The following is a 14,736-nucleotide window of genomic DNA, read 5'->3' as shown; positions in this document are numbered from 1 at the left end:
CGCGGCGTGGGGGAGCGGCGCCATATGGGCGTCATGACCGCGACCTTCCCCACCGCGAGCGACACCCACGCCCTGGAGCATGGGACACAGCTGGCTCCCCGCTTCGACGCCAACGGCCTGATCGCCGCGGTGGCGACGCATGTGGATACCGGCGAGGTCCTGATGTTTGCCTGGATGAACGCCGAGGCGCTCAGCCTGACGCTCTCGACCGGCGAGGCCCACTACTGGAGCCGGTCGCGCGGCGAACTCTGGCACAAGGGCGCCACCAGCGGGCAGATCCAGAAGGTCGTCGAGGCGCGCATCGACTGCGACCAGGACTGCGTCTGGCTGAAGGTGCTGCCGCAGGGCGACGGCGGCGCCTGCCACACCGGGGCGCGGTCCTGCTTCTACCGGGTGATCGAGGATGGCCAGCTCACGGAGCGGCCGTGACCGTCGTCCAGGCGCTGGCCGCCTACCTGGTCGCCGCGGGCCTGCTCACGCTGACGCCGGGCCTCGACACCGCGCTCATCCTGCGCACGGCGGCCGTGGAGGGCCCCAGGCGCGCGGCCTTCGCCGCCCTGGGGATCATCGGCGGCTGCCTGGTCTGGGGCGCGGCCGTGGCGCTGGGCCTGGGCGCCCTGCTCGCCGCCTCGAAGATCGCGTTCACCGTGCTCAAGTGGGCCGGCGCGGCCTATCTCGTCTGGCTGGGCCTCAACCTGATCCTCAAGCCCCGCGACCGCTTCGACCTGCCCGAGGGCCAGGCCTCGGCCGGCGGCGACCTCGCCTGGATGCGCCGGGGCCTGCTGACGAACCTGCTGAACCCAAAGGTCGGCGTCTTCTACATCTCCTTCCTGCCGCAGTTCCTGCCCCTCGGGGTCGCCCCGGCGCCGTTCATCTTCCTGCTGGCGGTGATCCACGCGGTGCTGGGCCTAGCCTGGAGCGCCTGCCTGATCGGCGCCACACGGCCCATCGCCGGCGCGCTGAAGAGGGCCGCGGTGGTGCGCTGGCTCGACCGGCTGACCGGCGGGGTCTTCCTAGGCTTTGGCGTGCGTCTGGCGCTCGAGCGGCGCTGAGATCGCTTTTTGGGCGGCGGTCTTCAGCGACGAGACGCCCGAAGGCCCCGGCGTCACGTGATAGGTGGCGATCGGCCGGGTGGTGAAGGCCTTGTCCTTGATGCTGGAGACCGCCATCAGCTCCGCCGTCGCCTCGCTGTGGGTGAGGGTCAGGAGCACGAAGCCCTTGGCCGTCTGATTGTTGAACAGCACCTCGCGGTTGAACTCGGCGAAGGCCTTGCCCAGCGGGAAGGCGGCGATCGACTCGCCGGGCCCCGGGCTGGTGATCCCCGCCGTGCCGAACTCCACGGCCACCCGCTTGCCGCCCACTTCGGCGTTCCACAGTTCGTTGGCCCAGAAGGCGTGGCTGTCGCCGCTGACCACGATCAGGTTGGCGCGGGCCTTTTCGACCAGCGCATAGAGCCGCTGGCGGTCGGCGGGATAGCCGTCCCACATGTCCGCGCCCCAGGGCAGGCCCAGCGCCGCATTGGCCTCGATCTTCGCCAGCCGCTGCTGGCCGGCCCGCGGCAGCTCGGCCTTGGCCGCGGCATAGGCTTCCGGCGTCATGTATTTGTGGATCGGCGGGGTGAAGAGGCGGGCCATCACCACCTCATTGCCCAGCACCTGCCAGGGCCGGCCGGACTTCACCGAGGCCGAGAGGCCGCGCGCCAGCCAGGCCTCCTGGCCCGCCGACATCATCTTGCGCGCCGGGTCGTCCAGCCGCTTGCGCCAGGCCGCCACGTCGGCGGCGGTCGGCTCGGGCGGCATCTCCTTGTCCGGATAGAGCTGGTGATCGCGCGCGGTCAGCCGGGTTTCCAGCATGAACAGGCTGGCGACATCGCCGAAATCGAAGGACCTGTTGATGGCGAAACCGCCGCCCTCCGGCTCGCGGATCGGCATCCACTCGTAATAGGCCTTGATGGCGGCGGCCTTGCGCACGTTCCAGTCGCCCTCGGTGGCCGGCTGGTGGTTCTCCGCCCCGCCGGTCCAGCTGTCGTTGGCGGTCTCGTGGTCGTCCCAGACCACGATCCAGGGCGCCCGCGCATGCGCCGCCTGCAGCTGCGGGTCGGTCTTGTACTGGGCGTGGCGGCGGCGGTAGTCGGTGAGGCTGACGCACTCGTGGTTGGGCTGGTGCGGCCGCTCGTCGGCGACGGGGCTGTCCATGCCGTAGGACCCCGGCCCGCCGTACTCGTAGATGTAGTCGCCCAGGCAAACGACCGCGTCGACGCGCGGCAGCCTGGCGATGGCGCCATAGGCGTTGAAATAGCCGTTCGGATAGAGGGCGCAGGTGCAGGCCGCCAGCACGACGTCCCTGGTCGGCCCGTCCGGCAGGGTCTGGGTGCGGCCCACCGGCGATTTCACGCCGCCGGACTCGAACTGGAAGCTGTAGGCGCGGCCGGGATCGAGGTTGACCGCGTCGACCTTCACCGTGAAGTCACGGTCGCTTCCGGTGACGCCGGAACCGTGCTTGCCACCGCCCTTGCGGTCGAGCGGATCGATCCGCCAGCTGTAGGCCACGTCTCCGCCGCCGCGCGGCGTGATCCGCGTCCACAGGATCACCCGGTCCTGCAGCGGATCGCCGGACGCGACGCCGTGCTGGAAGGCAACCGGATCGCGGGCCAGGGCGTTCGTCGCAGGTGCGGCCGCGCTTAGTCCGAGCAGAGCCAGCGCCTTGCGCCTGTCCACTTGCATTCTGTCCGCCCCGTATCCGGCCCGAAGGCCTCGCGCTTGTTCGACCGCGCCCGATTTCAACCCGCAGACTATCACAGAAGAAGGCGTTCCCGTGGCCAGTGAAACTCTCCACGTTCCGCGCGAAAAGCTCCGCCGAGAGACCCTCAACCTGCACTACGCGATCGCCTCCCTGATGGAGGAGTTCGAGGCCGTCGACTGGTACCGCCAGCGCGCCGACGACTGCGACGACGAGAGCCTGAAAGAGATCCTGCTGCACAACGCGCGCGAGGAGCTGGAGCATGCGTCGATGATCCTCGAATGGATCCGCCGCAACGACGCCGACGCCGCCAGGCAGATGAAGAAATACCTCTTCACCCAGGCCGACATCCTCAAGGTCGAGGAGGCGTCCGAGGACTAGGCGCCCAATCGCGCGCATTGCCTGGACCGGCCGCGCCGCGCTACGCCAAGCCGTGCCGCTCGCCCCCGACAACCAGGACCCGGATATCGACGACGCCGACGCCGAACCCTTCGGCGTGCGGATCGTCGCGGTGGGCGCGGACGACGCCGGCGGGCGCATCGACAAGGTGCTGGCAGACCTCCTGCCGGAGATGTCGCGAGCGCGGGTGCAGGCGCTGATCGCCCAGGGCCATGTCAGCCGCGACGGCGCGAGCGTCGCTGACGCTTCGGGCAAGGCGCTTCCCGGCGACTACCGCCTGGAGATCCCGCCGCCCACCGCCGCCGAGCCGGCCGCCGAGGCCATTCCGTTGACCGTGCTCTACGAAGACGCCGACCTGATCGTGGTCGACAAGCCGGCCGGCATGGCGGTGCATCCGGCGCCCGGCAGCGAGAGCGGCACCCTGGTCAACGCCCTGCTGCATCACGCCGGCGCCAGCCTGTCGGGCATCGGCGGGGTGGCGCGGCCCGGCATCGTCCACCGCATCGACAAGGACACCTCCGGCATCGTGGTCGCAGCCAAGACCGACGCGGCGCATCACGGCCTCTCGGCGCTGTTCGCCGCCCACGACATCGACCGCGTCTACATCGCGCTCACCCGCGGCGCGCCGCAGAAGGCCCTGGCCGGGACAAGGGCGACCATCGAGGGCGCCATCGGCCGCTCGTCCGCCGACCGCAAGAAGATGGCGCTGGTCCGCTCGGGCGGCCGCCACGCGGTCACCCACTACGCCGTCGAGCGCACCTTCGGCCCCAAGGACCGGCCGCTCGCCGCCCGGGTCGCCTGCACGCTGGAGACCGGCCGCACCCACCAGATCCGCGTCCATCTGGCCTCGGTCGGCGCGCCCTGCCTGGGCGACCCCGCCTACGGCTCCGGACCGCCGGCCGAGAAGGTCCGCGCGGCGATGGCGCAGGCGGGTCTGGCGCGCCAAGCCTTGCACGCCGCGGTCCTGGGCTTCCGCCATCCCATCTCCGGCGAGGTCCTGCGGTTCGAGAGTCCGCTGCCGCCGGACATGGCGGTGCTTGAGCGCCTGCTCGCCGACCTCTGATATTTCAGGCCCGCAGGACGCCCTCACGGCGGGGTAATCGCCACGCAACATTGGCGCCCTCATTTGGACCCGCTCAACGGCGAGGTCATACGCTGGAGCTATCGGGGGGATAATCGGCGGGTCTGCCCACGCAATCGTGGAGCCGCGCCGCGAGCGGATGAACGGCGAGTGATCTTCAAACCTTTGGGAGCTTCCACGCGCACGATGCTGTGCGCCGGCGTCTGCGCCGCGGCCCTGGCGGCCGCCGGCCAGGCCGCGGCCGGCGCGGCCGCGGCGCCGGCCCCAGCGACGCCCAAGACTCCCGCCGTCTCCGAGGTCACGGTCGTCGCCGCGCCGAAGATCCAGCCCGGCGCGGTGATCGGCGACATCAAGCCCGACATCCAGTTCCACCCCGAGGACATCCAGGCCTACGGCGTCTCCACCATCACCGAGCTGCTGGACGAGCTCGCGCCCGAGATCGGCTCCAACTCCGGCCGCGGCGGCGAGGGCCCGGCGATCCTGGTCAACGGCCGGCGCATCTCGGGCGTCAACGAGATCCGCAACATCCCGACCGAAGCGATCCTGAGGGTCGACATCCTGCCGGAGGAGGCCGCGCTGAAGTACGGCTTCACCGCCAACCAGCGCGTGGTCAACATCGTGCTGCGCGACCACTTCGGAGCCAAGTTCGTCGATGCGCAGGGGGGCGCGGCGACCGAGGGCGGCGGCGCCAGCGGCCAGGCCGAGGCCAACATGACCCGCATCACCGGCGAGCGGCGGATGAACTTCGACCTGAAGTACAACGCCAAGGCCTCCCTGCTGGAGTCGCAGCGCGACCTGACCTCGCTGGCGGCGGGCCAGGACTTCGACTTCGCCGGCAACGTCAGCGCCGCCTTGCCCGGCGGCCAGATCGACCCGGCCTTGAGCGCGCTCGCCGGCCGCCCGGTGACGGTGGCCGGCGTGCCGGCGGCGGGCGCGAGCCGGCCGCTGTCGCTCTCCGACTTCGTAGCCACCGCCAACCTTCCCAACGTCACCGACGTGCGCCCCTTCCGCACCCTGGTCCCGGACAGCCAGATGATCTCGGCCAACGGCGTGGTCACCCAGCCGATCTTCGCCGACATCAAGGCCACCCTGAACGCCACCTTCGAGGCGACGAGGTCGCAGGCCGAGCGCGGCCTGCCGGGCGTCAGCCTGCTGGAGCCGGCGGGCCTGCCGTTTTCGCCGTTCTCCAGCCCCGTCGAGATCGACCGCTTCGTGCCGGGCTTCGGGCCCCTGAACCAGGACGCCAACGGCTGGACCGGGCACCTGGGCGTCAGCTTCAACCGCGACATCGCCAAGTGGCGCCTGGCGCTGACCGGCAACTACGACCACGCCGACAGCACGAATGAGAACGACGTCGGCCTCGACGCCACGGCCCTGCAGGCGGCGGTCACCGCCGGGACGGTCAATCCGTTCGGCGCCCTGCCCGCGAACCTGCTCAAACTCCGGCCGCAAGACACCAGCCACAGCCGGTCCGACGCCGGCAACATCCAGTTCGTGGCGTCCGGGCCGATCTGGACCATTCCGGCCGGTGAGATCCGCACCAGCTTCCGCGTCGGCGCCACCGGCTCCAGCTTCGCCTCCGAGGCCTCGCGCGGCGGCCTTAGCCAGTCGCAGACCTTCAGCCAGGGCGGCGGCAATGTGCAGGCCTCCATCGACGTCCCCCTGACCAGCGCCAAGAACAAGGTGCTGGGCTGGTTCGGCGACTTCACCGTCAACACCCACGTCGCCCTGCAGTCGGTCTCCGGCTTCGGCACGCTGGATACGCTGGGCTATGGCGTGCACTGGACGCCGGTCACCGGGCTGTCGATCCTGGTCAACCGGCTGCACGATCAGGCCGCGCCCAGCCAGCAGCAGACCAGCGCGCCGATCCTGCTCACCCCCAACACGCGGATCTTCGACTTCGCCACCGGCCAGACGGTCGACGTGATCCAGATCAGCGGCGGCAATCCGGCGCTGACCAGCGACGACCGCTATCGGGACTCGGTGCGGGTGACCTGGCAGCCGATCGCCGACCAGCAGCTGATCTTCCGGGCCGACTACAACAAGATCCACTACAAGGACCCCATCGTCGGCGCCCTGCCGGCCGCCAGCGCGGCGATCGAGGCGGCCTTCCCCGACCGCTTCATCCGCGACGCGGCGGGAAACCTCACCGAAGCCGACTTCCGGCCGGTGAACTTCTCCAGCCAGGACGTCAGTTCGCTGCGCTGGGGCTTCGACTACTCCCGGCCCATCGGCCCGCCGTCCGCGCCGCCGCCGCGCAACCAGATTTTCCAGGAGCTGCGCAAGGCGGGCATCGCCGGCCAGGTCGGCCGCCGCCCCGCCGGACCGCCGCCGGGCGCCAGCGCCGAGGGCCTGCCCGCGCCCGTGCCCGGCGCCCAGGGCCCGTTCCCCGGCGCGCCGGGCGGTGCGCCGGACGCGGGCGCGGGCCCGCCCGCCGACGGCGCCCCGGCCACGGCGCCGGCCGGCCGTGGAAATGGCGGAGGCGGAGGCGGAGGCGGCGGCTTTGCGGGACGTGGCGGGCCGGGCGGTCCAGGCGGCTTCGCCGGCGGCCGCGGCGGCGCGCGGGGCGGGCCGCAGGACGGGCGCCTGCACATCTCGCTGTTCCACACCTACTACTTCGCCGACCGCTTCCTGGTGCGGCCGGGCGGCCCCCTGCTCGACTTCCTGGACGGCTCGTCGCTGAACGGGGCCGGCGGCCAGCCGCAGCAGGAGGTTCAGGCGCAGATCAACATCGCCGAGCGCGGCTACGGCGCCGAGCTCAACGCCGACTGGAAGAGCGGCACGACGGTGAGCGGGGTCACGGGCGCCACCGGCAATCTGGATTTCTCGGACCTGGTGAAGGTGAACGCCCGGGTCTTCGCCGACCTCAACCAGCGCAAGACCCTGATCGAGAAGGAGCCCTGGCTGAAGGGCGTGCGCCTCTCCTTCTCCGTCGCCAACATTTTCGACCAGCGCCAGAAGGTCACCGACGCCACCGGCGCCACGCCGCTCAGCTTCCAGCCGGACTATCTCGACCCGCTCGGCCGCACCTGGCGGATCGAGATCCGCAAGCTGTTCACCAGCCCCTAGATGCAGCTTTGCTGCAGGCTCTGTGAGAAACCATCGCCTTGATGGCGCCACCATCGCGGACTAGAAAGTCCCACTAACGCAGTAGGACATTTCCGGCTGTGCCGCAGGGGTCTTCCGCAACTGCAACCTCATACATATCTGAGAGGTTGAGGGGGGCGGATGGTCCTGTGCGCGAGATCGCGCGGCGGCCCGGACGTCCAGGAATTGAGGGGTAATAACAATGGCCGCAAGCGCCCTTTCGGTAATGTCTCCGGACGGTGGCCTCAGCCGCTACCTGTCCGAAATCCGCAAGTTTCCCATGCTGGCGAAGGACGAGGAATTCATGCTCGCCAAGCGCTGGCAGGAGCACGAAGATCCCGACGCCGCCCACCGTCTGGTGACCAGCCACCTGCGCCTGGTGGCCAAGATCGCCATGGGCTACCGCGGCTACGGCCTGCCGATCGGGGAAGTGATCTCCGAAGGCAACGTCGGCCTGATGCAGGCGGTGAAGAAGTTCGATCCCGACAAGGGCTTCCGCCTGGCGACCTACGCCATGTGGTGGATCCGCGCCTCGATCCAGGAATACATCCTGCGCTCCTGGTCGCTCGTGAAGATGGGCACCACCGCGGCGCAGAAGAAGCTGTTCTTCAACCTGCGCAAGGCCAAGAGCGAGATCTCGGCCCTGCAGGAGGGCGACCTGCATCCCGACCAGGTCTCGACCATCGCCACCAAGCTGGGCGTGCTGGACGAGGAAGTGGTGTCGATGAACCGGCGCCTCAGCGGCGGCGACGCCTCGCTGAACTCGCCCATGCGGGCCGACAGCGAGAGCGAATGGCAGGACTGGCTGGTGGACGACACCACGCCCAGCCAGGAGACCGTGGTCGCCGACACCCAGGAGAAGACCATCCGCATGAGCCTCCTCGAAGAGGCCATGACCGAGCTTTCCGACCGCGAACGCCACATCCTGACCGAGCGCCGGCTGAAGGACGAACCGACCACCCTGGAGGAGCTCGCCTCGCAATACGGCGTCAGCCGCGAGCGCGTCCGCCAGATCGAGGTCCGGGCGTTCGAGAAGCTCCAGAAGTCGATGAAGGCCGCGGCGCTGGACCGGAATTTGGTCGACGCGTAGGGCTCACAAGAAACGAGACTGAGAGGAAGCCGCCGAAAGGCGGCTTTCTTTTTGCCTACAATTTGAGGCGTTGGCCTCGCTGTTTTCCAGACTAGGTCGCGAGGTGAAGCAAGGTCACCACCGCCAGTGCAATCGTGGCCGATACAGCTAGCAGGATGATGGTGCCTCTCCTGCCAAGCGTCATGCGTCGGAGGGGGACAAAATTAGCGCCGATCCTCCACCCGCTCCCCAGGGCTACGCTTAAGATGCCGCCGACGAGGCAAGTGCCGACCGCCCACTGCAAACCGAAAAGGCCGATCTGCGAGGCCAGGCTCATTCCTTACCCCTCCGCCTTCTTGTCCGCGTCGTCATCCTTCTTCTCCGGCGCGTTCGGATCGGGGATCACCGGCGGGCCGCCGAGGCCCATCCGCAGGTCCTTGTAGGAAAACAGGGCGTTGTAGAGCATCCGGTACTCGCCGAAGTTCTGCCAGCGGTAGATCGGGTTGGTGGCGAACATCAGCACCTGGCCCTGGCCCACGGGCAGGTCGACGATGGCGGGGCGGTCCTTGATCTCGGACGCGCCGACCATCAGGCCCGACTGCACCGCCTTGTCGCCGCCCGGGAAGCTCATCAGGACGTCGTTCTGGTCGCGGATCGGAAGCGACAGCAGCGCGGTGGACGCCCAGCGCACCGTCGTCGTCGGCTCCGTGTAGCCGTAGAAGACCGGGTTGGCCGGCTTGACGATCTTGGCCGTGACGATGGGGCCCGGCGCATAGAAGGCCTTGGTCGGCCGGCTCACCTCGACCTCGGGCGCGATGCCGAATTCGCCCGGCACGGCGCTGGAGTCGCCCAGCGTGATCAGGGTCCCGCCGGCCTCGACGAACTTGCGCAGTTCCGCGACGCCCTCCAGCCCCAGCCCGCCGCGGATATCGGGCGATGAGCCATAGGCGCCCTGCGTCGGGAATTCGGCGGTCCTGGTGTAGGGCAAGGGCTTCCCGGTCATGGGAATGTCGAAGACGAAGTTCTTCGAGGAGCGCCCCTGGCTCGGCACGACGATCACGTCGTACCTGGCGCGAAGCCCGCCCTTGCGGACTTCGTCCTTGAAGATCAGGTCGTAGGGCGTCTCGTACTGGTCGAAGGCGTAGCGCACCCAGCCGACGTTCTGGGTCGAGCCCCAGGTGGAATAGACCGCGAGCCTGGGCAGCGCCGCCTCATGCGTCGCGACGCCCGGCCTCTCGCTCAGCGCCACCGCCGTCAGCCCCAGCGGGACCACGGCGGCCTTGAGCTTCTCATAGGCCTTGCCGTCGACGATGAAGGAGCCGGCGGGCACGTCCTTGCCGGCCGCCTTGAACGCGGCCTCGGCGATGCGCACGTCCTCGCCCTTCAGCCGGTAGCGCAGGGTTGCGAAATTGACCGAGCCCTGGTCGAGCACGGCGTAGGCCGGAGCGCCCGCCGCGCCGATCGAGCCGGTGACCACGTCCTTGTCCACCGGCGTCGCGGCCACATCGAGCGCCTTGAGGTCGGCGCTCGGCGTCACCTTCACATGCGCCATCATCCCCATGGACCAGGCGCTGTCGTCGTAGGTTCTGAGCTTGTTGTCGGGGAAGACCTGCTTCTCCAGCAGGATCTTGGCGAGGCGCCCATAGGGCTGGTCGCGCTTGACGATGAAGGAGCCGGCCGGGAACTTGCCTTCCTTGAGCGTCACCTCAGCGGTCGTCCTGCCGACCTCGATCCCCTGCATGCGCAGGAGGTTCACCACCAGGGCGGCGCGGGTCATGTCGGCCTGATCGCCCGGGATCAGGAAGGCGTAGGGCGCGTCCTTGCGGCCCGCCTCTATGGAATTGCGGCTCTTGGCGTAGAAGTTCTCGACGATGATCTGCGGGTTCTCGGCCACCGCCGTCAGCCCCGTCAGGACGCCGGTTTCCATGTAGTTGGTGTTGTTGCGCATCGACCATTCGACGACCTTGTAGGGCGGGTCGGGCCTAAACCAGTCGCGCTTGGTCTGGTCGTTGTCGCCGCCGTCGCCCTGCCCCGGTCCCGCCACCGCCTTGACGTGGCGCAGCTCGGTGGTGGCGCCCCCGTTGCCGAAGGTCTCGTACATCTTGAACAGGCCGTTGTGGTTGGTGGACATGAAGCCCACGTAGCCCGGCGACCACTCGTCCACGTAGCCGTGGGTCCAGACGCCCGGCATGCCGTACTTGGTCAGCTGCGCCATCTCGAAATTGGCGATCCACGGCATCTCGCCAAACAGGATCGGGTCGAGCGTCGGGTTCTGCGGCGCCTGGCCGGAGAAGGTGTAGAGGAACGGCACGGACTCGTGCAGGTCGTGCATCACCGGCGGGTGCCAGGCCAAGTAAAAGTCCAGCAGATTCCGTGCGCTAAGGCCGGAGTAGTTGATGTCCCGGTTGTTGTCGTGGAAGATGTACTTGCCCCAGTAGGGCGCGCCCGGGACCGCGTTCAGGTCGTCGGTGTCGTCGATCTTGTTGCGATAGTACCAGTCTGCGTAGCGGTCGCGGCCGTCCGGATCGCTGGCCGGATTGATGCCGACGATGACGTTCTTGCGGATCGTCTGGATGAGCGGGCTGTCCTCGGTCACCAGCCGGTAGGCCAGCTCCATCAGCATTTCCGGCGGCCCGGTCTCGGCCGAGTGCAGACCGCCGAGCGCCAGGTACATCGGCTTGGTCTTGGCGATGATCGCCTTGGCCTCGGCGTCGGAGAGGCCGCGCGGATCGGCGAGGCGCGCGAGGTTCTTCCGGTTGGCCTCCAGCCCCGCGATGTTCTCGTCCGACGAGATCAGTACCACGACGGTCGGCCGGCCTTCCTCGGTCTTGCCCGTCTCGACGATCTTCACCCGCGGCGATTTGGCGGCGAGCGCCCGGTAGTATTTGAGCAGGTCGGCGTAGTGGTCGAGCACCCGGGGCGCACCGATGTCGTGGCCCAGCACGTCGCGGGGCGAAGGCACGCCGCCCGGCGAAGACGCCGGCAGATGGTCGACCAGCGGGCTCGAGAACTCCGGCTTGGTCGTCCAGGCCTTCTGGTGCTCGGCGAAGGTGGGGTCCATCACTTGCGGCCCGGGGGCCTGCTGGGCGAAGGCCGGCGCGGCCAGCAGAATGGACAGCGCGGCGGCGCGCGCGAAAGCCTTGGCAGCGAACATAAGCAAATCCCCGAACCCGACCTAAGGGTCGAAGGGATAGACCAGCCCGCGCGGCTGTCTAGGCCGCCGGTCAGCCCGGCGCGCGCGCCCCGCGCGGTTCCCGCCTTAAATCTCACGGCAGATGCGAGCCTTCCGGTCTCGGCAAGTCAAGGAGCGGCCCTTGGCCGCCCGCCACGCGGCGCGCCTTCGGCGCGTCCTTGAGTTGCCGAGACCGGAAGGCAACCTGGCCGCCATGAGATCTATGGCTCAGTCCGTCCGAGCGGACGCGTTGCCAAGGGTCACTCGACCGCTACCGACCAGTTCTCATCATCGCGTCGCGAGTTTGGGCCATCTCGTCAATGAGGATTTGAGCGCCCACGCCGCTGACGTTGGCGCTTTGGGTGGTGCAGAAGCGGACAATGAAATCGCGATGCTCAGGGTACCGTCGGAGCTCGTAGATCGCCGCCATCTTGGTCGCGCTCGGCCGGTCGCTGTCGATGAACTGCATTAGCTCGAAGAATTGTCCTCGGCGTCTTTCAGCGGCGTCGAGGTAGATTTTCAGGACATATGCGAAAGCCGACCCCGCCAATGTAAGAAGCGGGGCCGCGAACCCAACAAGTGTTACCCACAGTGGAACAGAGGCCATCACAGCCATACTGCGGGATGGACCACAAAACGCCAGCGAGTTTCAGTCGTCCGGGACAGAGGTAGAACGCTACCGCTTCGCCCCCTAGGCCGCGACCGCCTCGTCCTTCGGCATATAGGCCAACAGCGTCGCGGCCTTGGCCTCGAGTTCGGCCTGGTCGTAGGGCTGGCCCTTCTTCTCGATCTCGTCGAGGTGGCGGCCGAAATCGATGGCCGCGGTGGTGAGCTTCAGGTCGGCGACGCTCATGCCGCATTTGCGCAGGTCGACCACCTGGGCCTGCATGGAGCGCATGGCCTGGGCCGGATCGGTCCCCACCGCATTGATGCCGGAGCGCAGGATCTTCAACGCCTGGGCCAGACGTTCGCTGTCGGGCGTCGCGCGGGCGTCGGAGCGGCGCTTCAGCGAGCCCTGATAGTCGCCGGAGTTGAAGCGGCGCCGGTCGGGACCGACGTAGTTCACCGCCTCGACCCAGTCGCGCTGGCGCAGGGTCACTGCCTCCAGGCGGCGCAGCAGGTCCTTCATGGTGAAGGGCTTGCGCAGGAATTCGTGCACGCCGCCGTCGCGCGCCGACAGGATGCCGGCCGCGGTCGCCTGGCCGGTGACCATGATCACCGGGGCATAGCGGGCCGACAGGTGGCTGCGGCGCAGTTCGCGGGTGAAGGCGATGCCGTCGATGGGCGCCGGGCCCATCTCGACGAAGATGATGTGCGGGTCGTAACTGCCGGCCAGGCGAATGGCCTTTTCGTTGGTCTCCGCGACCCAGATCTGCGAGCGCGCGATATCGCGCATCAGCTCGCCGATCAGGCGCGCGCCGGCCGGTTGCGGATCGACAATCATCACCCGCTGCATCAGCGGCGCCATCCGCTGGATGATCTTGGCGTCGGCGTTGAACAAGAGGGGCGCACTCCGGCTGATGCCGGACGCTAGTCCGCCGCTGGTAAAGATCGCCTTGACGCTAACGACGTTTTTCGCGCCGCGCCTGGCCGAAAAGCCGAGCGCGGCCGTGGACTTAGCGACTTGCGGTTTAGTCCTGGAAAGGATCGCGCATCAGTATTGTGTCGTCCCGCTGCGGGCTGGTGGAGAGGAGCGCCACGGGCGCGCCGATCAGCTCCTCGATGCGCCGCACATATTTCACCGCGCTGGCCGGCAGGTCGCGCCAGGACCGGGCGCCCTGGGTCGTCTCGCTCCAGCCTTCCATCTCCTCATAGACGGGCGTCAGCGCCGCCTGCGCCTTGAGCCCGGCGGGCAGGTAGCTGAACTCCCGATCTCCGAGCTTGTAGCCGGTGCAGATCTTCAGCGTCTCCAGGCCATCGAGCACATCCAGCTTGGTGAGCGCGATGCCGCTGATGCCGTTCAGGGCCACGGACTGGCGGACCAGCGCCGCGTCGAACCAGCCGCAGCGGCGCGAGCGGCCGGTCACCGTGCCGAACTCCTTGCCCACCGTCCCCAGGTGCTGCCCCACCTCGTCGGTGAGTTCGGTGGGGAACGGCCCCTCGCCGACGCGGGTGGTGTAGGCCTTGACGATGCCCAGCACATAGCCCGGCCCCTTGGGTCCGAGCCCCGACCCCGCCGCCGCCTGACCGGCCACGGTGTTGGACGAGGTCACGTAAGGGTAGGTGCCATGATCGACGTCGAGCAGCGCGCCCTGCGCGCCCTCGAACAGCACCCGCTTGCCGGCCTTCACCAGGTCGCCCAGCAAGAGCCACGCGGGCTTGGCGAAGGGCAGGATCAAGGGCGCCATCCGCTCCAGCTCGGCCAGCAGGGCCGCGCCATCGATGTCGGGCAGGCCGAGGCCCCGGCGCAGCGGCCCATGGTGGGCCATCAGCCGGTCGATCTTGGCCTCCAGCGCCTCGCGGTCGGCGAGGTCGGCGACGCGGATCGCGCGGCGGCCCACCTTGTCCTCATAGGCCGGGCCGATGCCGCGGCCGGTGGTGCCGATCTTCTTGGTCGCGGCGGCCTCCCGCGCCTGGTCGAGGTCGCGGTGCAGCGGCAGGATCAGGCAGGCGTTGTCGGCCAGCACCAGGAGGTCCGGCCCGATCGCCACGCCCTGGCCGCCCAGCTTGTCGATCTCTTCCAAGAGGTGCCAGGGATCGACCACCACGCCGTTGCCGATCACCGACAGCTTGCCCTGCACCACGCCGGACGGCAGCAGGCTGAGCTTGTAGACCTGGTTGCCGACCACGAGCGTGTGGCCCGCGTTGTGGCCGCCCTGGAAACGCACCACCACGTCGGCGCGGTTCGACAGCCAGTCGACAAGCTTGCCCTTGCCCTCGTCGCCCCACTGGGCGCCGATCACGGTGACATTGGCCATTTGGATACGATCCCTCTCCCTGCCGGAGAGAACCAGCCGCCCTTCGACAGGGACTCGGCGGATGGCCTGGATCAGTCTGTGGCGCCCCGGATCGGCATTTGGCCGAACCAGGCGCGGCGGGTGTTTAGACCAGCCCGGTCGCCGTCTCAAGCCGCAATCGGCTGCCGGCCTTCCGAGGCTCCGCGAAAGCGGAGGCTCAGTCTTTGAACACCAAGACCACCAAGGACACGAAGACCACGAAGACCACGAAGACGCCGAGCCTGGCGTAGCG

At 68.8% G+C, this 14,736-nt stretch carries 11 protein-coding genes; 6 read left to right on the top strand and 5 right to left on the bottom strand.

Annotation, left to right across the window (positions count from 1 at the left end; all coding sequences use genetic code 11):
- Nucleotides 1-33: 33 nt before the first annotated feature.
- Together hisI and VKQ35_RS03415 are read left to right on the top strand one after the other, a co-directional pair.
- The gene (hisI, locus tag VKQ35_RS03420; protein WP_324358737.1) at nucleotides 34-429 is read left to right on the top strand and encodes a phosphoribosyl-AMP cyclohydrolase; all 396 of its coding nucleotides are present in this window, start codon (nucleotides 34-36) and stop codon (nucleotides 427-429) included.
- A complete protein-coding gene (locus VKQ35_RS03415; RefSeq protein WP_324358650.1) occupies nucleotides 426-1,052 on the top strand; it encodes a LysE family translocator in 627 nt (208 codons plus the stop codon). The genes hisI and VKQ35_RS03415 overlap by 4 nt, the downstream gene beginning before the upstream one ends.
- Here VKQ35_RS03415 and VKQ35_RS03410 read toward each other — a convergent pair.
- Complete coding sequence (locus VKQ35_RS03410; RefSeq protein ID WP_324358649.1) at nucleotides 1,014-2,723, bottom strand: alkaline phosphatase D family protein; 1,710 nt, start codon at nucleotides 2,721-2,723, stop codon at nucleotides 1,014-1,016. The genes VKQ35_RS03415 and VKQ35_RS03410 overlap by 39 nt on opposite strands.
- Nucleotides 2,724-2,814: 91 nt before the next feature.
- Here VKQ35_RS03410 and VKQ35_RS03405 point away from each other — a divergent pair, with 91 nt between their 5' ends.
- The 4 genes from VKQ35_RS03405 (at nucleotide 2,815) to rpoH (ending at nucleotide 8,396) form a co-directional block, all read left to right on the top strand.
- Nucleotides 2,815-3,120, top strand: coding sequence for a ferritin family protein (locus VKQ35_RS03405; RefSeq protein ID WP_324358648.1), 306 nt, complete (start codon nucleotides 2,815-2,817; stop codon nucleotides 3,118-3,120).
- Nucleotides 3,121-3,172: 52 nt separating this feature from the next.
- Nucleotides 3,173-4,201, top strand: coding sequence for an RluA family pseudouridine synthase (locus VKQ35_RS03400; RefSeq protein WP_324358647.1), 1,029 nt, complete (start codon nucleotides 3,173-3,175; stop codon nucleotides 4,199-4,201).
- A 168-nt stretch (nucleotides 4,202-4,369) separates the two neighbouring features.
- Entirely contained in the window at nucleotides 4,370-7,288 is a 2,919-nt protein-coding gene (locus VKQ35_RS03395; RefSeq protein WP_324358646.1) for a TonB-dependent receptor, read from the top strand.
- Between the two features lie 220 nt (nucleotides 7,289-7,508).
- On the top strand, nucleotides 7,509-8,396 hold the full coding sequence (rpoH, locus tag VKQ35_RS03390; protein ID WP_324358645.1) for an RNA polymerase sigma factor RpoH: 888 nt from the start codon (nucleotides 7,509-7,511) through the stop codon (nucleotides 8,394-8,396).
- A gap of 319 nt (nucleotides 8,397-8,715) precedes the next feature.
- Here rpoH and VKQ35_RS03385 read toward each other — a convergent pair whose 3' ends face one another.
- The 4 genes from VKQ35_RS03385 to VKQ35_RS03370 all read right to left on the bottom strand — a co-directional run bounded on the left by VKQ35_RS03385 (nucleotide 8,716) and on the right by VKQ35_RS03370 (nucleotide 14,465).
- Complete coding sequence (locus VKQ35_RS03385; protein WP_324358644.1) at nucleotides 8,716-11,529, bottom strand: M14 family zinc carboxypeptidase; 2,814 nt, start codon at nucleotides 11,527-11,529, stop codon at nucleotides 8,716-8,718.
- 289 nt (nucleotides 11,530-11,818) lie between these two features.
- Entirely contained in the window at nucleotides 11,819-12,016 is a 198-nt protein-coding gene (locus VKQ35_RS03380) for a hypothetical protein (RefSeq protein ID WP_324358643.1), read from the bottom strand.
- Between the two features lie 222 nt (nucleotides 12,017-12,238).
- Nucleotides 12,239-13,048 (bottom strand): response regulator, encoded by an 810-nt coding sequence (locus tag VKQ35_RS03375; protein WP_324358642.1) that lies wholly within the window; start codon nucleotides 13,046-13,048, stop codon nucleotides 12,239-12,241.
- A gap of 130 nt (nucleotides 13,049-13,178) precedes the next feature.
- The gene (locus VKQ35_RS03370) at nucleotides 13,179-14,465 is read right to left on the bottom strand and encodes an adenylosuccinate synthase (protein WP_324358641.1); all 1,287 of its coding nucleotides are present in this window, start codon (nucleotides 14,463-14,465) and stop codon (nucleotides 13,179-13,181) included.
- Between the last annotated feature and the right edge of the window lie 271 nt (nucleotides 14,466-14,736).

It is taken from the genome of Phenylobacterium sp., assembly GCF_035309685.1.
GTDB lineage: Bacteria > Pseudomonadota > Alphaproteobacteria > Caulobacterales > Caulobacteraceae > Phenylobacterium.
This window is presented reverse-complemented; position numbering and strand designations above follow the sequence as displayed.